Consider the following 19656-nt stretch of genomic DNA (forward strand, 5'->3'; position numbering starts at 1 on the left):
AGCTAGCGCACGGCTTAGGCCTCGCAATGCGGTGCTATGACGCGGCTACCTGGCTCCGAAGATCGCCGAGCCGACCCTGACGCTGGTTGCGCCGAAGGCGATCGCCGTCTCGTAATCGCCGGACATGCCCATGGAGAGCTTTTCGACGCCGGCCTCAAGCCCAAGTTTCTCCAGCAACGCGAAATGCGGACCGGGATTCTCGTCGGCTGGCGGAATGCACATCAGACCTTCGATCGCGAGGCCGTGAACCGTACGGCAGCGCGCGACGAACGCGACGGCTTCCCGCGGTTCGATCCCGGCCTTTTGCGGTTCCGAACCGGTGTTGACCTGAACGTAGAGTTTTGGAGACCGGCCCAGTCTGGCGATTTCCTTGGCGAGTTCGGCGGCGATTTTCTCGCGGTCGACCGACTCGATGACATCGAACAGCGCGACCGCTTCCTTCGCCTTGTTCGATTGCAGCGGACCGATGAGATGCAGCTCGATGTCGGGGAAAGCTTCCTTCAGCGCCGGCCATTTTCCTTGTGCTTCCTGGACGCGGTTCTCGCCGAAGATACGCTGGCCGGCCTCGATGACCGGGCGGATATCGTTGGCGTCGAAGGTCTTCGAGACCGCGACCAGCGTCACCGCGCCGGCCTGCCGTCCCGCCTCGCGCTCGGCAGTTGCGATCTTCGCCTTGACCGTGAAAAACTGTTCGACGGCGCTCGTCATGCCTATATCTGCCTCTAGTTTTGATACTCGCCGGATCGCCGCAGTTGACGGGTCCGGCAATCCATGGTGAACACCGCGACGACATTTCCTGGCCGCCGGCCATGTCTGGCGGCTCGTGCCTGCTTTTAAGTGAAAAACATCCGATGGCAACCGAACGATACAATCCGCGCGCGTCAGAGCCCAAATGGCAGAAAGCCTGGGCTGAAAAGAAGCTGTTTGAAGCGCACAACGACGACCCGCGCCCGAAATACTACATGCTGGAGATGTTCCCCTATCCGTCGGGGCGCATCCATATCGGCCATGTGCGCAACTATACGATGGGCGACGTGGTGGCGCGCTACAAGCGGGCCAAGGGTTTCAACGTGCTGCACCCGATCGGCTGGGATGCCTTTGGCCTGCCGGCCGAAAACGCGGCGCGCGACAACAATGTTAATCCACGCGACTGGACCTACGCCAATATCAAAACGATGAAGGGCCAGTTGAAGTCGATGGGTCTGTCTTGGGACTGGGCCCGCGAGTTCGCCACCTGCGATGCGAGCTACTACAAGCACCAGCAGAAGATGTTCCTGGATTTCTGGAAGGCTGGGCTGGCCGAGCGCAAATCGGCGAAGGTCAACTGGGATCCGGTCGATATGACGGTGCTCGCCAACGAACAGGTCATCGACGGGCGCGGCTGGCGATCCGGCGCACTGGTCGAGCAGCGCGACCTGACGCAATGGTTCTTCAAGATTACGTCGATGGCGCAGGAATTGCTGGACAGCCTGTCGACGCTGGAGCGCTGGCCGGACAAGGTCAAGCTGATGCAGGCCAACTGGATCGGCCGCTCAGAAGGCCTGCTGATACGCTGGCCGCTGGCTGCCGCTACGGCGCCCGCCGGCGAGCGCGAGCTTGAGGTCTACACGACCCGGCCCGACACTATTTTCGGCGCCTCGTTCATGGCAATTGCGGCAGACCATCCGCTGGCGAAAAGGGCTGCGGAAGACAACGCCGAGCTGGCCGCCTTCATCAAGGATATCAAGCGCGGCGGTACGGCGACTGCCGAGATCGAGACCGCCGAGAAGAAGGGATTTGATACCGGCATCCGAGTCGTTCATCCGTTTGACGAGAGCTGGACGCTGCCGGTTTATGTCGCGAATTTCGTGCTGATGGACTATGGCACGGGTGCCATCTTCGGCTGTCCGTCTGGCGATCAGCGCGATCTCGACTTCGCCAATAAATACGGGTTGCCGGTCATTCCGGTAGTGATGCCGGAAAGTGCCGACGCCGGGACCTTCCAGATCACCGAGGAGGCCTATACCGACGACGGCGTGATGATCAATTCGCGCTTCCTTGATGGTATGACGCCACAGGCGGCATTCGATGAGGTTGCCACCAGGCTGTCAGGCATCGCTATCGGCAATCGGCCGCAGGCTGAGCGCAAGGTGCAGTTCCGGCTGCGCGATTGGCTGGTCTCGCGCCAACGTTGTTGGGGCGCGCCAATACCGGTGATCTATTGCGACGATTGCGGCGCCGTGCCCGAGCGCGCCGAGAATTTGCCGGTCGAGTTGCCGGATCACCTGTCCTTCGACAAGCCAGGCAATCCGCTAGACAATCATCCGACGTGGAAGCATGTCGACTGTCCGCAATGTTGCAAGCCGGCGCGACGCGACACCGATACGATGGATACGTTTGTTGATTCATCGTGGTATTTCGCGCGCTTCACTGACCCGTGGAACGAGGCTGCGCCGACGACATTGGCCGTGGTCGACGGCAAGAACGGCTGGCTGCCGGTCAACCAATACATCGGCGGTGTCGAGCATGCGATCCTGCACCTGCTCTATTCGCGCTTCTTCACCCGCGCCATGAAGGCGACCGGCCATCTGAATGTGGCCGAAGAGCCGTTCGATGGCCTGTTTACCCAAGGCATGGTTGTGCACGAGACCTACCGTATCGGCAGCGGCGCCAACGGCCAGTATGTCACTCCGGCGGAGGTCAGGGTTGATATGATCGATGGGGAGCGAAAGGCGGCTTTGATCAGCGACGGCACGCCGGTAGAGATCGGCGCGATCGAGAAAATGTCGAAGTCGAAGAAGAATGTCGTCGATCCCGACGATATCTTGGCAAACTACGGCGCTGATACCGCACGGTGGTTCGTGCTGTCCGACTCGCCGCCCGACCGCGACGTGATTTGGACGGAAGCTGGCGTCGAGGGCGCACACCGCTTCGTGCAGCGCGTCTGGCGTCAGGTGTCGGAGGCAGCGCCCGCGCTGGCAGGGGTATCACCTGCACAAGGCGTTTCCGGTCCCGCGCTTGAACTGTCGCGTATGGCCCATCGTGCCGCCAAGCTGGTGGCGGAGGATATCGAGAGGATCGCTTTCAACAAAGGCATCGCGCGGCTCTATGAATTGGTCAACGCTATCCAGGCGCTTGCGCCCGCCGGCGCCTTCACGGCCAGCAAAAGTGAGCTCAGCGGGTCCAATGTCTTGGGTGGCAGAAGTCTGAACCCGGAAAACGCTCCGGCGTTGCGTCAGGCGCTGGAAATGCTGGTCATCATGATCGCGCCCATGATGCCGCATCTGGCTGACGAATGCTGGTCGACCTTGGGCGGGACAGGATTTGTCGCGGAACGGCCGTGGCCGGTCTATGATCCGTCGCTGGTCGTCGACAGCGAGATCGTGCTGCCGGTCCAGGTCAACGGCAAGAAGCGCGGCGATTTGACAATTGCCCGCGACGCGGACCAAGGTGCGGTCGAAAAAGCGGTTCTGGCTCTCGACTTCGTGCAGAAAGCGCTCGAAGGTAAGGCGCCGCGCAAAGTGATCATCGTCCCGCAGAGGATCGTCAATGTCGTTGCCTGACTTAGGGAAGACAGAAGTGACGTATTTGCTGCGCCGCGCAGCGCTTTGCGGCCTGGTCGCTTCGGTTGCGCTGGTTTCAGCCTGCACGGTGCGCCCGCTCTATTCGAGCGCGCCGTTGTCGGCCGGGTCGCAAGTCGGCGCTGCCGCCGAACTCGGGTCCATCTCGGTCAAGCCGGTCAACACCCGCTACGCTCAGCAGGTCCGCAACAACCTGATCTTCGCGCTCGGCCAGGGTGCGGGGGAGCCGGCTTCACCTGCCTATTCGCTTGATCTCGGCGTTAGCGAACTTGTCGAGTCCGCTGCAATCGTGCAGGTCACAACCGATGAGGACGAGCCGACGGCGGGCACGGTGACACTGACCGCGAACTATGTGCTGACCGACGCCAAGACCGGCACGACCATCGCGACCGGCAAGCGCTCGATAGCGTCGTCCTTCGACAAGCCCCGTCAGGAGTTTGCCTCCTACCGGGCGCAAATCGACGCCGAGAACCGCGCGGCGCGCGAATTGGCGGACCTGCTGCGCCTGTCGATCGCCCAGGATCTGGTCAAGCACGGCAAGACGGTGGCGGGTTAACTTTCCGGCCTCGATCAAGACGTTCCGGTTCTCGCCCACAGCCGCTTGCTGGCGCACAAAAAAGGCCGATTGCTCGGCCTTTTTTCATGAACGCGGCGTCTTGTTTTCAGCCGATCTTCTGGCCGGTCTTGGCCCAGTCGGCGAGGAACTGCTCCAGGCCCTTGTCGGTCAGCGGGTGCTTGACCAGCGCCTTCAGCGTTGCCGGCGGCGCGGTGATGACGTCGGCGCCGATCAGCGCGGCCTGCTTGACATGGTTCACCGTGCGCACCGAAGCGGTCAGGATCTCGGTCTGGAAATCATAATTATCGTAGATGGTGCGGATGTCCGAGATCAGTTCCATGCCATCCCAGCCGGTGTCGTCGATGCGGCCGACGAAGGGCGAGATGAAGGAGGCGCCGGCCTTGGCGGCGAGCAGCGCCTGGGTGGCCGAGAAGCAGAGCGTGACATTGACCATGCGGCCGTCTGACCGGATATCCTTACAGGCTCTCAGCCCGTCGAGCGTCAGCGGCACCTTGATGCAGACATTGTCGGCGATCCTGGCCAGGATTTTGGCCTCCGCCATCATGTCCTTGTATTCGGTGGCGACGACTTCGGCCGAGACCGGGCCCTTGACGATCTCGCAGATCTCTCTGGTGACGTCGGCGATCTTGCCGCCGGATTTGAGGATCAGCGAAGGATTGGTGGTAACGCCGTCGAGCAGCCCCAAATCGTTCAGCTCACGGATTTCCTTGACATCGGCGGTGTCGACAAAAAATTTCATGACGGTCTCCTGAAGATTTTTCATGTGCATGTCATGCACATTTGGGGTCGGACTTTGATCTAGACGAAAGTCGGGGCAAGGTCACGCCTCATGATCGAAGATTCGCCCTTTGTCGCAGCCGCGCCAGTGCTGGTGCCGATGCCCGCCGAGCGGCCCTACACCTATGCCGTGCCCGCCGGCATGCGCGTGGTGCCGGGCTCGATCGTGCGCGTGCCGCTCGGCCCGCGACAGGTTGCGGGCATCGTCTGGGACGGCGCCGTCGAAAAGGTCGATGCCAAAAAACTGCGCCCGATCGAGCAGGTATTCGACTGCCCGCCGATCAACCGCGCCATGCGCCGCTTCGTCGACTGGATCGCGCAATACACGCTGTCGCCGCCCGGCATGGTGGCGCGCATGCTGCTGCGGGCGCCGGAGGCGTTCGACCCGGAACCGTGGATCGAAGGGCTGCAACGCACTTTCGCCAACCCCGACCGGATGACGGGTGCGCGGATGCGCGTGCTGGAAACAGCCGAAGGCGGGCTTGCCTGGACGCGGTCCGGGCTGGCGCATGCGGCCGGCGTTTCGTCGACCGTCATCGACGGGCTGAAAGCGCAAGGCGTGTTCGAGACGGTCATGATCCCGCCGCGACCGGTGGTCGCAGCACCCGACCCCAGCTACGCCCAGCCTTCGCTGATGCCGGACCAGAGCGATGCGGCCGCCATGCTGCGCACCAATGTCGCGGCCGGCGCATTCGGCGTCACGCTGCTCGACGGCGTGACCGGGTCCGGCAAGACGGAGGTCTATTTCGAGGCGGTGGCGGCGGCGCTCGACCGTGGCAAGCAGGTGCTGATCCTGCTGCCGGAGATCGCGCTGACCCACGCCTTCCTCGAGCGCTTCCAGGAGCGATTCGGCGCCAAGCCGGCGGAATGGCATTCGGACCTGCCGCCAAGGATGCGCGAGCGTGTCTGGCGGCAGGTGGCGGAAGGTGGAGTGCGCGTCGTTGCCGGCGCGCGTTCGGCGCTGTTCCTACCGTTCCGGGAACTCGGGCTGATCGTCGTCGACGAGGAGCACGACCCCGCCTACAAGCAGGAAGACCGCGTCTTCTACAACGCCCGCGACATGGCGGTGGTGCGCGGCCATATCGGCGGCTTTCCGGTCGTGCTTGCCTCGGCGACGCCGTCGGTCGAAAGCCGGGTCAATGCGAGCCAGGGGCGCTATGACAGGGCGGTGCTTGCGGCGCGCTTTGCCGAGGCGGCCCTTCCCGACCTGAAGACGATCGACATGCGCCGCGCCCCGCCGGCACGCGGCGGCTTCCTGTCGCCGGTGCTGCTTGGCCATATGCGCCAGACACTGGAGAAAAAGGAACAATCGCTGCTGTTCCTCAACCGGCGCGGCTATGCGCCGCTGACGCTGTGCCGGGTCTGCGGTCACCGCTTCGGCTGCCCGGTCTGCTCGGCCTGGCTGGTCGAGCATCGCTTTCGCGGCCAGCTCGTCTGCCACCATTGCGGGCACAATGAACGCCGTCCCGAGGCCTGCCCGGAATGCGGCACGCTCGATCATCTGGTCGCCTGCGGGCCGGGCGTCGAGCGCATCGCCGAAGAGGTCGTTGCGCATTTCCCCGACGCCCGAACCATCGTGCTGTCGTCCGACCTGATGGGCGGTGTGCGGCGGCTGAGGCTGGAGCTTGAAGCCATCGCCAATGGCGAGGCCGACATCGTCATCGGCACGCAGCTTGTCGCCAAGGGTCACAACTTCCCCAACATGACGCTGGTCGGCGTGGTCGACGCCGATCTCGGTCTTGCCAATGGCGATCCGCGCGCCGCCGAGCGCACCTTCCAACTGCTCAGCCAGGTGACGGGCCGCGCCGGCCGCACCGGCAAGAAGAGCCTCGGGCTGCTGCAGACCTTCCAGCCCGACCACCCGGTGATGCGGGCGATCGTCTCCGGCGACGCTGAGGCTTTTTACGAGCGCGAGATCACGGAACGTGAACGAGCGGCGCTGCCGCCTTTCGGCCGGCTCGCCGGCGTCATCGTCAGTGCGGCGACGCGGGCGGAAGCCGAAGGGCACGCCCGCGGCCTGCGGCGTGCCGCACCGCAGGCAAGCGACCTGTTCGTGCTCGGACCGGCCGAGGCGCCGCTGTCGCTGATCGGCGGCCGCCATCGCTTTCGCCTGCTGATCCAAGGCGAGCGGCGCGCCGACATGCAAGGGTTCATCCGCACCATGCTGGCCGAGGGCCCGAAGATACGGGGCTCGGTTCGTGTGCAGGTCGACATCGACCCGCAGAGCTTTTTGTGATGGGCGAAGAATTAAGCCCTTGGCCCGCCCTCAGCGAATGGGTTCAGGTACGGTACATCGAGGATGGCGAAATGCCGGACATTGGTTGTCAAGACAGACAGGCCGTTCAAACGAGCAGTCGCTGCGATCAAGACATCAGCCAAGCCCGGACTGACACCTCGTGCGATAGTTGCGTCTTCCAGTCGTCCGGCTTCTCGCGCGATTGCAACATCGACGGGGAGGATGCGCTGGTCAAATTCGATAAGTAAACTTTCGAACCAGCGGCTGATGCGTTCCACCTTCGCATGTCCGCCTGACCGCTTCAGTTTGGCGATGCCTCTTTCCACCTCTAGAATTACGATCGACGACATATGCCAGGAGCCACGCTCCCGTTGTTCAGCAACCCACTTCTGCACATGTTGAGGAATCGGAGTGCGGCCAGGTGCAAAGGCCGAGAGAAAAGACGTATCAAGCAGATAGTCGCTCAAAACTCGACTTCCCGCGATGGCGATTCGTTCCGCTCAAGCTCGATGCCACCTGGGTATTGAAGCAGGAAATCCACGAAGTCTTTTTGGCTGTTTTGCGGATAGAGCTTCCGTCCCTCATCGATCGGTACAACCATGGCTGTCGGCTTGCCGTGCTTGGTAATGACAGTAGGCTCGCCATTCGCCGCCGCCGCCACGAGCACGGAAAGGCTCGCCTTCGCTTCTCGTAGCTGCATTGTCTTCATGCGAGAACTCCTTGTGGTCTCATGTGGTCACAATATAGGAATCGCACAGGAAAAGGAACAGCCCATCATGAAAACCCTTGGCCTCATCGGCGGCATGAGCTGGGAATCGACAGCGATCTACTACCGCCTGCTCAACGAGATCGTGCGCGAGCGGCTGGGTGGGCTGCATTCGGCGAAACTGCTGCTGTGGTCGTTCGACTTCGCCGAGATCGCCGAACGGCAGCACGCTGGCGACTGGCAGGGGGCGGGCGTTCGGCTGGTCGACGCCGCGCGCAAGCTGGAAGCAGCCGGCGCCGAAGGGCTGCTGATCTGCACCAACACCATGCACAAGCTGGCCGACACGGTGCAGACGGCGGTGTCGATACCGCTCATCCACATCGCCGACGCCACCGCCGTTGCGATCAGCCAGGCCGGCGTCAAGCGGCCGGCGCTGCTGGCGACGCGCTTCACCATGGAACAGGATTTCTACAAGGGCCGGCTCGCCGACAAATACGGACTTCAACCGGTGGTGCCTGATCAAGCCGGGCGGGATATGGTTCATCGCGTGATCTACGACGAACTTTGCCAGGGCATCATCAGTACCGAATCAAAGGCGGCCTACGTTGGTGAAATCGCTCGCCTGCGGCGCGACGAAAAGATCGACGGCGTCATCATGGGGTGTACCGAGATCACCATGCTGATCGGCCAGCCAGACTTCGACATTCCTGTGTTCGATACGACGCGCATCCATGCCGAGGCGGCGGTCGAATTCGCGCTGGGTTGATGCGCTTTTCGCAAATTGCCGGCGCCATCTGGCGCATGTTTCTTCCTTCGCTAGAATGCCCGAAATTTCGAACAGCCATTTACGAGGGGACAAGATGGAATTTGCGTTTCCGTGGCCGATGAGCCAGGGCGAGTGGCTGGCATGGTCGAGCGCCGTTGTGACCTTGCTGTTCGGCCTGCTGCTGTTCCTGGCGCCGGGGCTGGCCTTCCGCATCCTGCGGCTGCAGGTCAAGCCCGAGAAGGCGGCGGCGATCGCCGAAGGGCGCGGCAGGATGTCGGGCTTCTATCTCGGCGTTAGCCTGTGCTGCATTCTGCTGGCGCAGCCGCTGCTGTACATGGCGCTTGGCTTTTCCTGGCTGTTCACCGCCTTCGGCCGGCTGCTGTCGATGATGTCGGATGGCGCCAACACGCCTTTCAACTGGGTTTCAATTGTGGTGGAACTGGTGTTGGCGGCGCTGCCGCTTGCCTTCGCCTTCGGCTTTGTGCCTTGAATCAAAGGCTAATTCGGGGCCAGTCGTTGAGCTCGGCCGCCAGATGCGACAATAGTGCCTAAAACCATGCAGGACGACGCATTGCGGTCTTAAAATGCCTGTGCTAGACGGCAATCGACTTTCGGCCGGGGATAGCGGAAGCTGCGCCTCCGTGCTTGGAAAAATGCAGTAAGGTCAAAGATTTAGCCAGAGTTCTCGCTCGCGCCAATAATCTGCGGCCTGTCAGACAAGAGAAAAGACGGTCCGTGGCCCAATCGTCATCGCCAATCTCAGGTGTTGCAGAACGCTATGCGGGTTCGCTGTTCGAGCTCGCGCTGCAGGCAAACTCGGTTGCTAAGGTTGAGGCTGACCTCAACAGTTTCGCGACGATGCTCGAAGGCAGTGCCGACCTCACCCGTCTGATCAATAGCCCGGTGTTCTCCAGCGAAGACCAGGCCAGGGCCATTGCGGCGATCGCCGACAAGGCAGGGATCACCGGCCTCACCGGAAATTTCCTGCGCGTCGTCGCCCAGAACCGCCGGCTGTTCGCCATCCCTGGCATGATCAAGGCTTTCCGCCAGATCGCCGCCGAGCATCGTGGCGAGACCGCCGCTGAAGTCACCTCGGCGCATGCGCTGACGGCGGCTCAGCAAACCGAGCTGAAGGCGGCGCTGAAAAGCGTTGCCGGCAAGGATGTCGCGATCACCGTGACCGTCGATCCGTCGCTGCTCGGCGGGCTGGTGGTCAAGATAGGCTCGCGCCAGATCGATACGTCGCTCAAAACCAAACTCAATTCGCTCAAGCTTGCACTGAAAGAGGTCGGCTGATGGACATCCGCGCCGCGGAAATTTCCGCAATTCTGAAAGACCAGATCAAGAATTTCGGCAAGGAGGCCGAGGTCTCCGAAGTCGGCCAGGTTCTGTCCGTCGGTGACGGCATCGCCCGCGTCTATGGCCTCGACAATGTCCAGGCCGGCGAGATGGTCGAGTTCCCCGGCGGCATCCGCGGCATGGCGCTCAACCTCGAAGCCGACAATGTCGGCGTCGTCATCTTCGGCGCCGACCGCGACATCAAGGAAGGCGACATCGTCAAGCGCACCGGCGCCATCGTCGATACGCCTGTCGGCATGGGCCTGCTCGGCCGCGTCGTCGACGCGCTCGGCAACCCGATCGACGGCAAGGGCCCGATCAAGGCGACCGAGCGCAAGCGCGTCGACGTCAAGGCGCCCGGCATCATTCCACGCAAATCGGTGAACGAGCCGATGTCGACCGGCCTCAAGGCCATTGATGCGCTGATCCCGGTCGGCCGCGGCCAGCGCGAGCTGGTCATCGGCGATCGCCAGACCGGCAAGACCGCGATCATCCTCGACACGATGCTCAACCAGAAATCGGTGCACGATCACGGGCCGGAGAAGGAAAAGCTCTACTGCGTCTACGTCGCCGTCGGCCAGAAGCGCTCGACCGTCGCGCAGTTCGTGAAAGTTCTCGAAGAGCGCGGCGCGCTCGACTATTCGATCATCGTCGCCGCCACCGCTTCCGATCCGGCGCCGATGCAGTTCCTGGCGCCGTTCACCGCCTGCACGATGGGCGAGTATTTCCGCGACAACGGCATGCATGCGCTGATCAGCTATGACGATCTGTCGAAGCAGGCCGTCGCCTACCGCCAGATGTCGCTGCTGCTGCGCCGCCCGCCTGGCCGCGAAGCCTATCCGGGCGACGTCTTCTATCTGCATTCGCGTCTTCTGGAGCGGGCCGCCAAGCTCAATGACGACAATGGCGGCGGTTCGCTGACGGCGTTGCCGATCATCGAGACCCAGGCCAACGACGTGTCGGCCTACATCCCGACCAACGTCATCTCGATCACCGACGGCCAGATCTTCCTGGAAACCAATCTGTTCTTCCAGGGCGTCCGCCCGGCAGTCAATGTCGGCCTGTCGGTGTCGCGCGTCGGCTCCTCGGCGCAGATCAAGGCGATGAAGCAGGTCGCCGGCTCGATCAAGGGCGAGCTCGCGCAGTACCGCGAAATGGCGGCCTTCGCTCAGTTCGGCTCCGACCTCGACGCCGCCACGCAGCGCCTGCTCAACCGCGGTGCGCGCCTGACCGAACTCCTGAAGCAGCCGCAATTCTCGCCGCTCAAGGTCGAGGAACAGGTCGCGGTGATCTTCGCCGGCGTCAACGGCTATCTCGACAAGCTGGCGATCGACCAGGTCAGCAAGTTCGAGCATGGCTTGCTCAGCCATATGCGCTCGGCCGGCAAGGAGGTGCTCGACGGCATCCGCAAGGAGAAGGCGCTGTCGGACGATCTACGCGCCAAGCTGAAGGCGGAGATCGACACCTTCGCCAAGACCTTCGCTTGAACGAAGCCGGACGGACGGGATCAGGTTTGAAGCATGCCTTCATTAAAAGACCTTCGTAACCGTATCGCCTCGGTCAAGGCGACGCAGAAGATCACCAAGGCGATGCAGATGGTCGCCGCGGCGAAGCTGCGCCGCGCGCAAGAGGCGGCGGAAGCCGCGCGCCCCTATTCGGAGCGCATGGGCGCGGTGCTGGCCAACATCACCCAGGCGATCGGCGGCGGCGGCGAGGCCCCGGCGCTGATGACCGGCACCGGCAAGGACGACGTGCATCTGCTCGTCGTCTGCACTGCCGAGCGTGGTCTGTGCGGCGGCTTCAATTCGCAGATCGCACGCTTTGCCCGCGACCACATCCGCAAGCTTCTGGCCAACGGCAAGAAGGTCAAGATCATCTGCGTCGGCAAAAAAGGGTTCGACATCCTGCGCCGCGACTACGCGGAGCTGATCATCGAGCGCGTAGACCTGCGCGAAGTGAAGACGCTCGGCTTCGTCAATGCCGATGCCATTGCCAAGAAAGTCATCCAGCTCTTCAACGAGGGCGGCTTTGACATCTGCACGCTGTTCTATTCGCAGTTCAAGTCGGTGATCAGCCAAGTCCCGACGACCCAGCAGATCATCCCGGCAGGTGTGGCTTCGGCTGCCGCCGAGACGACGGACGGCGGCAATGCCGTCTATGAATACGAGCCGGAGCCGGGCGAAATCCTCTCCGACCTCATCCCGCGCAACATCTCCGTGCAGGTTTTCCGTGCGCTGCTCGAAAATGCGGCCGGCGAGATGGGTGCCAAGATGAGCGCCATGGATAATGCGACACGCAACGCCGGCGACATGATCAACAAGTTGTCGATCACCTACAACCGCCAGCGGCAGGCGCAGATCACCAAGGAATTGATCGAAATCATTTCGGGCGCCGAGGCGCTCTAGGCGTGCTCCCACGAAGGTCTGTGACCTTCAAGCGGATCGCGTGAGAAACAAAGAGACGAAAAGGGTAAAGACGATGGCGAAAGCAGCGACCCCGAAGACGGCGGCCCCGAAGACCGCCGCGAAGGCGGCAGCACCAGCAAAGGCTCCGGCAGCGGCAGCAAAGGCGGCTCCGGCCAAGAAGGCGGCCGCGCCCGCCAAGGCTGTTGCGGCGAAGGCGCCGACTGTTGCCATCAAGAAGACTGGCTTGGCCGGCAAGGTTCGCCAGGTCATCGGCGCCGTTGTTGACGTGCAGTTCGGCGAACATCTGCCGGCGATCCTGAACGCGCTGGAAACGTCCAATGTCGGCAATCGCCTCGTGCTCGAGGTGGCCCAGCATCTCGGTGAGAACACCGTGCGCTGCATCGCCATGGACTCTACTGAAGGTCTGGTTCGCGGCCAGGACGTCTATGACACAGGCGCGCCGATCACCGTGCCGGTCGGCCCGGGCATGCTCGGCCGCATCATCAACGTCATCGGCGAGCCGGTCGACGAGGCAGGCCCGGTCGACGGCATCGAGATGCGCTCCATCCACCAGCCGGCTCCGACCTATGTCGAGCAGTCGACGGAAGCGCAGATCCTGGTCACCGGCATCAAGGTTCTCGACCTGCTTGCGCCTTATGCGCGCGGCGGCAAGATCGGCCTGTTCGGCGGTGCCGGCGTCGGCAAGACCGTGCTGATCCAGGAACTGATCAACAACGTCGCCAAGGCGCATGGCGGCTTCTCAGTGTTCGCCGGCGTCGGTGAGCGCACCCGCGAAGGTAACGATCTCTACCATGAGTTCATCGAGTCCGGCGTCAACAAGAAGGGCGGCGGCGAAGGCTCCAAGGCGGCGCTCGTCTATGGCCAGATGAACGAGCCGCCGGGCGCCCGCGCCCGCGTCGGCCTGACCGGCCTGACGGTCGCCGAATATTTCCGCGACCAGGGTCAGGACGTGCTGTTCTTCGTCGACAACATCTTCCGCTTCACGCAGGCCGGCTCCGAAGTGTCGGCGCTGCTCGGCCGTATTCCTTCGGCCGTGGGCTACCAGCCGACGCTGGCCACCGACATGGGCGCGCTGCAGGAGCGCATCACGACGACGACCAAGGGCTCGATCACCTCGGTGCAGGCGATCTACGTGCCGGCCGACGATCTGACCGACCCGGCGCCGGCGACCTCGTTCGCCCACCTCGACGCGACGACCGTGCTGAACCGCGCAATCTCGGAAAAGGGCATCTATCCGGCCGTCGATCCGCTCGATTCGACCTCGCGCATGCTCGACCCGATGGTCGTCGGCGAAGAGCACTACCAGGTCGCCCGCCAGGTGCAGTCGATCCTTCAGCGCTACAAGTCGCTGCAGGACATCATCGCCATCCTGGGCATGGACGAGCTGTCGGAAGAGGACAAGCAGACAGTCGCCCGCGCCCGCAAGATCGAGCGCTTCCTGTCGCAGCCCTTCTTCGTCGCCGAAGTGTTCACCGGCGCGCCGGGCAAGCTGGTCGATCTCGCCGACACCATCAAGGGCTTCAAGGGCCTCTGCAACGGCGACTACGACCATCTGCCGGAAGCCGCCTTCTACATGGTCGGCGGCATCGAGGAAGCGGTCGAGAAGGCTCAGCGCCTGGCGGCTGAAGCGGCGTAATCAAGGCAATAGGGAGTAGTCAGTAGTCAGTAGTGAATAGCAGCCGGGTGATCGGGACAATTGTCCTCTCCCTACTCCCTACTCACTATTCCCTACTCACTAAATTGACATGGCTGAAGCTTTCAAATTCGAACTGGTCTCGCCGGAGCGCCTGCTGGTTTCCGAGCAGGTCGAATCCGTCGTCATTCCGGGCGCCGAAGGCGAAATGACTGTCATGGCGCATCACGCGCCGGTCATGACCACGATCAAGCCGGGTGTCGTCACGGTGAAGACCGCCGCCGGCAACGAAGAACGCTACGTCGTGTTCGGCGGCTTTGCCGACATCGTTCCGGCTGGCTGCACGTTGCTGGCAGAATCGGCGGTAGCCGTCGGCGACATCGACCGCGCCGACCTTGCCCGCCGGATCCAGGAAGCCAGGGAAGACGCCGCCGACGCCAAGGACGATCAGACCCGTACCAAGGCCGAGCAGTTCCTTAGCCAGCTCACCACACTTGAGAGCGCCATCCTGCCGGCCTAAAGGCTGGGCTATCCCTCGTCATTCAGGGCGAAGCGGAGCGTAGGTCCTGGGATTTATGCTACGACATAGGCCAAGAGTAGGACGGCCCAGGATAAAGCTTCCGTCGCGTTCCTTCGCGCCCCCCTCTGTCCTGCCGGACATCTCCCCCACGGGTGGGGAGATTGGCCGACACTGCGGCTTTCGCAAATCTCCGACGTTGCTGAACTGGCGCCGGCATCAGAGCTGCCAATCTCCCCCCTTGTGGGGGAGATGTCCGGCAGGACAGAGGGGGGCGCTGTCCCGCCGACGTCAAAGTTCTGCATCGCCCGCTACGCCCTGATCCCGGATCAGTATCAGATCAGCCTAATAGTCATTCGCTCCCAATGCCCAGCGATGCGAAAGCAGCAGCCACACCACCTTGTCGCAGGCGCTCGAGATGGGCGGCCGCTAAGTCGATCAGCGTCAGGCGCTCAGCACCGCCCTTGGCGAAGCCGGCCAGGTCGAACACCGCCGCCACCGCTTCGCCAGCCGATAGCTGTCGGGTGCCTAGTGCGGCCAGGGCCAAGTCGAGCGGGTCGGTGAAATGGTTTTCCGGCAGGGATTTGCCGCGCGCCTCGCAAGCGGCGATCCAGGCGGCCACCACCAGCATCAGATGCGCGGGCGGGGCACCGGCACTCAGCCGCTCCATGGCGGAGGCAACGATGCGCTGCGGCAGTTTCTGGCTGCCGTCATTGGCGATCTGCGCCGTCCGGTGGGCAAGCGCGGTGTTCGAATAACGCTTAGCGAGTTGGGCCGTGTAGTCGGTCGTGTCTAGCCCGGCGTCCTGCGGCAGCGTCGGGATGGCCTCTGCCCACAATCCGTCGACGAATTGCCGGATCGCCGGATCGGCAAAGGCGCGGTCGACCGTCTCATATCCGCTGAGCAGGCCGAGATAGGCGATGGCCGAATGCGAGCCGTTGAGCAGGCGCAGCTTCATGTCCTCGAACGGCCCGACATCACCGACCATGGTGACGCCGAACTTTTCCCAGGCCGGCCTGCCCGCCGGGAAATCGTCTTCGACCACCCATTGGCAGAATGGCTCGGTCATCACCGGCCACGCGTCTTCGACGCCGAGCTGGCCTGATATCCGTGTCCGGTCGGCATCGGTGGTCGCCGGCACGATGCGATCGACCATGCTCGATGGAAACGCCACCTCGTCGGCGATATGGCGGGCGAGATCGGCATCGCCTGAAGTGGCGAGCCTGGCATCGCCTGAAGTGGCGAGCCTGGCATCGCCTGAAGTGGCGAGCCTGGTACCGCGTAGCGCGGCGAATTCGACCAGCAGCCTGTGCAGCGTGGCGCCATTGGCCGGGAGATTGTCGCAGCAGAGCACGGTGAATGGCCGGATGCCGGCGGCACGGCGGCGCGAAAGGGATTCGGTCAGAAAACCATGCGCCGTTCGCGGCATTTGCGGGTTCGCCAAGTCGTGGACGATGTCGGGATGGGCTGTGTCCAGTCCGCCACCCGCCGCCCTGAGATAGGCTTTCTCGGTGATCGTCAGCGTGACGATCGAGGTGCGCGGATCGGTCAGCGCGGCCAGCACCGCGCCCGGATCTTCCGGGGCCACCAGCATCGACAGGATCGAGCCGACGACGCGCAGGCTTTCACTGTCGCTGCTTCTGACCGCCAGCGTGTAGAGCCCGTCCTGCGGCGCCAGCGCGTCGCGTGTGTCGGCGCTGCGCAGCGAGACGCCGACAATGCCCCAATCCGTCTCTCCCGTCGCCAGGCAGTCGTCGACATAGGCTGCCTGATGAGCGCGGTGGAACGCGCCGACGCCGAGATGGACGATGCCTGGCACGATCTGGTCGCGATCATATCCAGGGATCGCGGCCAGAGCCGGCAATGCCTGCAGCGTGCTGTTGGAAAGGCGTCTGTTGGTCATGGTGCGGCGATCGTCCGGAGGCGTGGCTGGCAGCGGCGTAACATCCGTTTCCATCCTGCACAATGGGTCACCGCCATCAAGTCATCATATAACAACCCGATTTTTGTATGTTGACATTACTTCTTTCCGATCCTACCGATTGCCGTATTGGGAGGATTGATGTGGCCGTGCTGACGCATCCGGATTTGCTGTTTCCATCGGAGACGCGTCCGCTTTCGGTTGCCCGCGATCTTTACGCCGGCGTGAAGAACCTGCCGATCGTCAGCCCGCATGGTCACACCGATCCGCGCTGGTATGCGCTCAACGAGGCGTTTGCCGATCCGGCGCAATTGCTTGTTGTGCCGGACCACTACATCTTCCGCATGCTGTTCAGCCAGGGCGTCCGCCTCGAGGACCTCGGCGTGCCAACGCTCGACGGCTCACCGGTGGAGACCGACGGCAGGACGATCTGGCGGCGCTTCGCCGAGCACTATCATCTGTTCCGCGGCACGCCGACGCGGCTGTGGTTCGACCATGTGCTTGCCCATCTGTTCGGCATCGAAGAGCCGCTGACGGCCGCAACCGCCGACCGCCATTACGACATGATCGCGACCTTGCTGCAGTGGGAGAATTTTCGCCCGCGAGCGCTGTTCGAGCGCTTCAACATTGAGGTCATCGCGACGACCGAAGGCGCGCTCGACGATCTCAAATGGCACCAGATGATCCGCGACAGCGGCTGGGATGGGCGCGTCGTCACCGCCTATCGGCCGGACGCGGTCGTCGATCCCGATTTCGAAGGGTTTTCGGCCAATCTCGACCAGCTCGGAGAAATCACCGGCTGCGATACCGGTAACTGGGCCGGCTATCTCGATGCGCATCGCCAGAGACGAGCCTTCTTCAAGAGTTTCGGCGCGACCGCGTCGGATCACGGCCATCCAACGGCGGAGACCGCCAATCTGTCGGATGCCGCCGCGCAGGAGCTGTTCAACCGCATCCGCCGGGGCTCGGATGACGAGCGCGAGCGAAAACTGTTTCGTGCCCAGATGCTGACCGAGATGGCCAAGATGAGCCGCGACGATGGGCTTGTCCTGCAAATCCATCCCGGCTCCTTTCGCAATCATTCGCCTGCCGTCTTCCGGAAGTTCGGCAGGGACAAGGGTTTCGATATCCCGACCAGAACCGACTATGTGACGGCGCTGAAGCCGCTGCTCGACTGCGTCGGGCTGGAGCGCGACCTTACCATCATTCTCTTCACGCTGGACGAGACCAGCTATGCGCGCGAACTGGCGCCGCTCGCCGGCGTCTACCCGGCGCTGAAACTCGGGCCGGCCTGGTGGTTCCACGACAGCCCGGAGGGCATGCGCCGGTTCCGCGAGATGACGACCGAGACGGCCGGCTTCTACAACACCGTCGGCTTCAACGACGATACCCGCGCTTTTCCATCCATCCCGGCTCGCCACGACGTGGCGCGTCGGGTCGATTGCGCCTTTCTTGCGCGTCTCGTCGCCGAGCACCGACTCCGCGAGGACGAGGCGCACGAGTTGGCGCAGGATCTGGCCTATACGCTCGCGAAAAAGGCGTACCGGCTCTAACGGCGCTTGCCGCCATCGTTCAAACGGGAGGAAACCAATGCTGCATTTTTCTAAACTGGCGGGAGCTACGCTGCTTGCCGCCGCACTGATGGCTGGAACGGCAAGCGCCCAGACGGTTCTGCGCTCGTCCGACACGCATCCGGACGGCTATCCGACAGTCGAGGCGGTCAAATATTTCGGCGAGCTTGTGAAGGAGCGGACGGCCGGCCGCTATACGGTCGAGCTTTATCATTCCGCGCAGCTCGGCGAGGAAAAGGACACGATCGAGCAGGTGCGCTCCGGCGTGATCGACCTAAACCGCGTCTCGATGGCGCCGTTCAACGGGCTGATCCCCGAAACCACCGTGCCCTCGCTGCCCTACATCTTCCGCTCGGAAGACCATATGCACAAGGTCATGGACGGAGCGGTCGGCGACCAGATCGCGACGGCGTTCGAACAGGTCGGGCTGGTGCTGCTCGCCTTTTATGACGGCGGTGCGCGCTCCTTCTACAATTCGAAGAAGCCGATCAACTCTGTAGCCGATCTGGCCGGCATGAAGTTCCGCGTCATCCAGTCCGACATCTTCGTCGACATGGTGGCGGCACTCGGCGCCAACGCGACGCCAATGCCGTATGGCGAGGTGTATTCGGCGATCGAGACCGGGGTCATCGACGGCGCGGAGAACAATTTTCCGAGCTACGACACCGCCAAACATGCGGAAGTCGCCAAGTTCTATTCGCTCGACGAGCACACGATGGTGCCGGAAGCCTTCGTCATGGCGAAGTCGAGTTGGGACAAGCTGACGCCGGAAGACCAGGCGATCTTCAAGGCGGCCGCCAGGGAAAGCGTCGCCAAGCAGCGTGAGCTGTGGGCCGCCAAGGTCAAGGAATCGCGTGCCAAGGTCGAGGCGGCCGGTTCGCAGATCACGACGCCGGACAAGCAGCCCTTCATCGACGCGATGGGCCCGGTCTACGAGAAGCACGTCAAGGACGACAAGCTGAAGGCCATGGTCGAGGCCATCAAGGCCGCGCAGTGATCAAGCGGCGGCGCGGGCATTCCGCGCCGCCATCCTCTTGCGGAGAGAACCGGTGACCTTCAGCCCAGAACAGAGACCGCCCCTTGCCGGCATCGCGCGCGTGATGTCGCGCGTCAGCACGGCGGCGCTGTGGATCGCCGGCATCGGGCTGGTGCTGATGACCGCCTTCGTCGCCTGGCAGGTGTTCGGCCGCTATGTTCTGAACCGCTCGCCGAGCTGGACCGAGCAGGGCTCGGTGATGCTGATGAGCTGGTTCATTTTCCTCGGCGCCGCCGTCGGCGTGCGCGAGAACTATCACCTCGGCTTCGACGTCCTGCTCTACGTGCTGCCGAAAGGCGGCAAGCGTTGGCTGAGGATGATCTCGGACCTCGTCGCGCTCGCCTTCGGCATCGGCATGATCTGGTATGGCAGCCAGCTGGTCGCCTTGACCTGGGGCGCCACCTTGCCGTCGCTCGGCATATCAGGGGGCTGGGACTACGTCCCGCTTGTCGCGGGAGGCGCGCTCATCGTGCTTTTCACGCTGGAGCGGATCGTGCTTCGCCTCTCCGGTGCGCCGATCGACGATGCGCTCGATGAGCTGCCGCCGGCGGAAGTCGCAGCCGAACTCGACACAGCGAACGTGAAGGTCTGA

At 63.2% G+C, this 19656-nt stretch carries 18 protein-coding genes; 13 read left to right on the top strand and 5 right to left on the bottom strand.

All coding sequences use genetic code 11. The features are described 5' to 3' along the window. Positions 1 to 45: 45 nt before the first annotated feature. Complete coding sequence (locus EJ075_RS11870; RefSeq protein WP_126104473.1) at positions 46 to 708, bottom strand: YggS family pyridoxal phosphate-dependent enzyme; 663 nt, start codon at positions 706 to 708, stop codon at positions 46 to 48. Positions 709 to 851: 143 nt separating this feature from the next. Between EJ075_RS11870 and leuS the strand changes: the two genes are divergently transcribed. Then, positions 852 to 3542, top strand: coding sequence for a leucine--tRNA ligase (gene leuS / locus EJ075_RS11875; protein ID WP_126104474.1), 2691 nt, complete (start codon positions 852 to 854; stop codon positions 3540 to 3542). After that, positions 3529 to 4116, top strand: a complete 588-nt coding sequence (gene lptE / locus EJ075_RS11880) for an LPS assembly lipoprotein LptE (RefSeq protein WP_095487579.1) — start codon at positions 3529 to 3531, stop codon at positions 4114 to 4116. The genes leuS and lptE overlap by 14 nt, the downstream gene beginning before the upstream one ends. Positions 4117 to 4222: 106 nt before the next feature. Here the strand turns inward: lptE and fsa are convergent, their stop codons facing one another. Further along, positions 4223 to 4876 (bottom strand): fructose-6-phosphate aldolase, encoded by a 654-nt coding sequence (fsa, locus tag EJ075_RS11885; protein ID WP_126104475.1) that lies wholly within the window; start codon positions 4874 to 4876, stop codon positions 4223 to 4225. 90 nt (positions 4877 to 4966) lie between these two features. Here fsa and EJ075_RS11890 point away from each other — a divergent pair, with 90 nt between their 5' ends. Further along, positions 4967 to 7150 (top strand): primosomal protein N', encoded by a 2184-nt coding sequence (locus EJ075_RS11890; RefSeq protein ID WP_126104476.1) that lies wholly within the window; start codon positions 4967 to 4969, stop codon positions 7148 to 7150. Positions 7151 to 7161: 11 nt separating this feature from the next. Here the strand turns inward: EJ075_RS11890 and EJ075_RS11895 are convergent, their stop codons facing one another. After that, the gene (locus EJ075_RS11895) at positions 7162 to 7617 is read right to left on the bottom strand and encodes a type II toxin-antitoxin system VapC family toxin (protein ID WP_126104477.1); all 456 of its coding nucleotides are present in this window, start codon (positions 7615 to 7617) and stop codon (positions 7162 to 7164) included. Further along, complete coding sequence (locus tag EJ075_RS11900; protein WP_095487571.1) at positions 7614 to 7859, bottom strand: type II toxin-antitoxin system prevent-host-death family antitoxin; 246 nt, start codon at positions 7857 to 7859, stop codon at positions 7614 to 7616. The genes EJ075_RS11895 and EJ075_RS11900 overlap by 4 nt, the downstream gene beginning before the upstream one ends. Positions 7860 to 7926: 67 nt before the next feature. On the opposite strand from EJ075_RS11900, the gene EJ075_RS11905 reads away from it, so the two are divergent. The 7 genes from EJ075_RS11905 (at position 7927) to EJ075_RS11940 (ending at position 14539) form a co-directional block, all read left to right on the top strand. Then, the gene (locus EJ075_RS11905) at positions 7927 to 8622 is read left to right on the top strand and encodes an aspartate/glutamate racemase family protein (RefSeq protein WP_126104478.1); all 696 of its coding nucleotides are present in this window, start codon (positions 7927 to 7929) and stop codon (positions 8620 to 8622) included. 94 nt (positions 8623 to 8716) lie between these two features. Further along, positions 8717 to 9112, top strand: a complete 396-nt coding sequence (locus EJ075_RS11910) for a DUF4345 family protein (protein ID WP_095487567.1) — start codon at positions 8717 to 8719, stop codon at positions 9110 to 9112. 245 nt (positions 9113 to 9357) lie between these two features. Continuing rightward, the gene (locus tag EJ075_RS11915) at positions 9358 to 9918 is read left to right on the top strand and encodes a F0F1 ATP synthase subunit delta (RefSeq protein WP_095487565.1); all 561 of its coding nucleotides are present in this window, start codon (positions 9358 to 9360) and stop codon (positions 9916 to 9918) included. Continuing rightward, the gene (gene atpA / locus EJ075_RS11920; protein WP_095487564.1) at positions 9918 to 11447 is read left to right on the top strand and encodes a F0F1 ATP synthase subunit alpha; all 1530 of its coding nucleotides are present in this window, start codon (positions 9918 to 9920) and stop codon (positions 11445 to 11447) included. The genes EJ075_RS11915 and atpA overlap by 1 nt, the downstream gene beginning before the upstream one ends. A gap of 33 nt (positions 11448 to 11480) precedes the next feature. Further along, positions 11481 to 12365, top strand: a complete 885-nt coding sequence (locus tag EJ075_RS11925; RefSeq protein WP_095487562.1) for a F0F1 ATP synthase subunit gamma — start codon at positions 11481 to 11483, stop codon at positions 12363 to 12365. 73 nt (positions 12366 to 12438) lie between these two features. Then, entirely contained in the window at positions 12439 to 14022 is a 1584-nt protein-coding gene (atpD, locus tag EJ075_RS11935) for a F0F1 ATP synthase subunit beta (RefSeq protein WP_164547086.1), read from the top strand. 109 nt (positions 14023 to 14131) lie between these two features. After that, a complete protein-coding gene (locus EJ075_RS11940) occupies positions 14132 to 14539 on the top strand; it encodes a F0F1 ATP synthase subunit epsilon (protein ID WP_095487560.1) in 408 nt (135 codons plus the stop codon). Between the two features lie 349 nt (positions 14540 to 14888). Here the strand turns inward: EJ075_RS11940 and EJ075_RS11950 are convergent, their stop codons facing one another. Continuing rightward, positions 14889 to 16439: a mannitol dehydrogenase family protein gene (locus EJ075_RS11950; RefSeq protein WP_164547087.1), complete on the bottom strand. Its 1551-nt coding sequence runs from the start codon at positions 16437 to 16439 to the stop codon at positions 14889 to 14891. Between the two features lie 161 nt (positions 16440 to 16600). On the opposite strand from EJ075_RS11950, the gene uxaC reads away from it, so the two are divergent. The 3 genes from uxaC to EJ075_RS11965 all read left to right on the top strand — a co-directional run bounded on the left by uxaC (position 16601) and on the right by EJ075_RS11965 (position 19656). Continuing rightward, entirely contained in the window at positions 16601 to 18010 is a 1410-nt protein-coding gene (gene uxaC, locus EJ075_RS11955) for a glucuronate isomerase (RefSeq protein WP_126104479.1), read from the top strand. 37 nt (positions 18011 to 18047) lie between these two features. Continuing rightward, positions 18048 to 19025 (top strand): TRAP transporter substrate-binding protein, encoded by a 978-nt coding sequence (locus tag EJ075_RS11960; RefSeq protein WP_126104480.1) that lies wholly within the window; start codon positions 18048 to 18050, stop codon positions 19023 to 19025. A gap of 103 nt (positions 19026 to 19128) precedes the next feature. Further along, complete coding sequence (locus EJ075_RS11965) at positions 19129 to 19656, top strand: TRAP transporter small permease (RefSeq protein WP_091600171.1); 528 nt, start codon at positions 19129 to 19131, stop codon at positions 19654 to 19656.

It is taken from the genome of Mesorhizobium sp. M6A.T.Cr.TU.016.01.1.1 (genome assembly GCF_003952585.1).
In the GTDB taxonomy this organism is placed as follows: domain Bacteria; phylum Pseudomonadota; class Alphaproteobacteria; order Rhizobiales; family Rhizobiaceae; genus Mesorhizobium; species Mesorhizobium mediterraneum.

Excerpts from the sequence above, each read along its gene's own strand:
- EJ075_RS11870 (WP_126104473.1), bottom strand. The coding sequence starts at position 708 with ATGACGAGCGCCGTCGAACAGTTTTTCACGGTCAAGGCGAAGATCGCA.
- leuS (WP_126104474.1), top strand. The coding sequence starts at position 852 with ATGGCAACCGAACGATACAATCCGCGCGCGTCAGAGCCCAAATGGCAG.
- lptE (WP_095487579.1), top strand. The coding sequence starts at position 3,529 with ATGTCGTTGCCTGACTTAGGGAAGACAGAAGTGACGTATTTGCTGCGC.
- fsa (WP_126104475.1), bottom strand. The coding sequence starts at position 4,876 with ATGAAATTTTTTGTCGACACCGCCGATGTCAAGGAAATCCGTGAGCTG.
- EJ075_RS11890 (WP_126104476.1), top strand. The coding sequence starts at position 4,967 with ATGATCGAAGATTCGCCCTTTGTCGCAGCCGCGCCAGTGCTGGTGCCG.
- EJ075_RS11900 (WP_095487571.1), bottom strand. The coding sequence starts at position 7,859 with ATGAAGACAATGCAGCTACGAGAAGCGAAGGCGAGCCTTTCCGTGCTC.
- EJ075_RS11905 (WP_126104478.1), top strand. The coding sequence starts at position 7,927 with ATGAAAACCCTTGGCCTCATCGGCGGCATGAGCTGGGAATCGACAGCG.
- EJ075_RS11910 (WP_095487567.1), top strand. The coding sequence starts at position 8,717 with ATGGAATTTGCGTTTCCGTGGCCGATGAGCCAGGGCGAGTGGCTGGCA.
- atpA (WP_095487564.1), top strand. The coding sequence starts at position 9,918 with ATGGACATCCGCGCCGCGGAAATTTCCGCAATTCTGAAAGACCAGATC.
- EJ075_RS11925 (WP_095487562.1), top strand. The coding sequence starts at position 11,481 with ATGCCTTCATTAAAAGACCTTCGTAACCGTATCGCCTCGGTCAAGGCG.
- atpD (WP_164547086.1), top strand. The coding sequence starts at position 12,439 with ATGGCGAAAGCAGCGACCCCGAAGACGGCGGCCCCGAAGACCGCCGCG.
- EJ075_RS11940 (WP_095487560.1), top strand. The coding sequence starts at position 14,132 with ATGGCTGAAGCTTTCAAATTCGAACTGGTCTCGCCGGAGCGCCTGCTG.
- EJ075_RS11950 (WP_164547087.1), bottom strand. The coding sequence starts at position 16,439 with ATGACCAACAGACGCCTTTCCAACAGCACGCTGCAGGCATTGCCGGCT.
- EJ075_RS11960 (WP_126104480.1), top strand. The coding sequence starts at position 18,048 with ATGCTGCATTTTTCTAAACTGGCGGGAGCTACGCTGCTTGCCGCCGCA.
- EJ075_RS11965 (WP_091600171.1), top strand. The coding sequence starts at position 19,129 with ATGTCGCGCGTCAGCACGGCGGCGCTGTGGATCGCCGGCATCGGGCTG.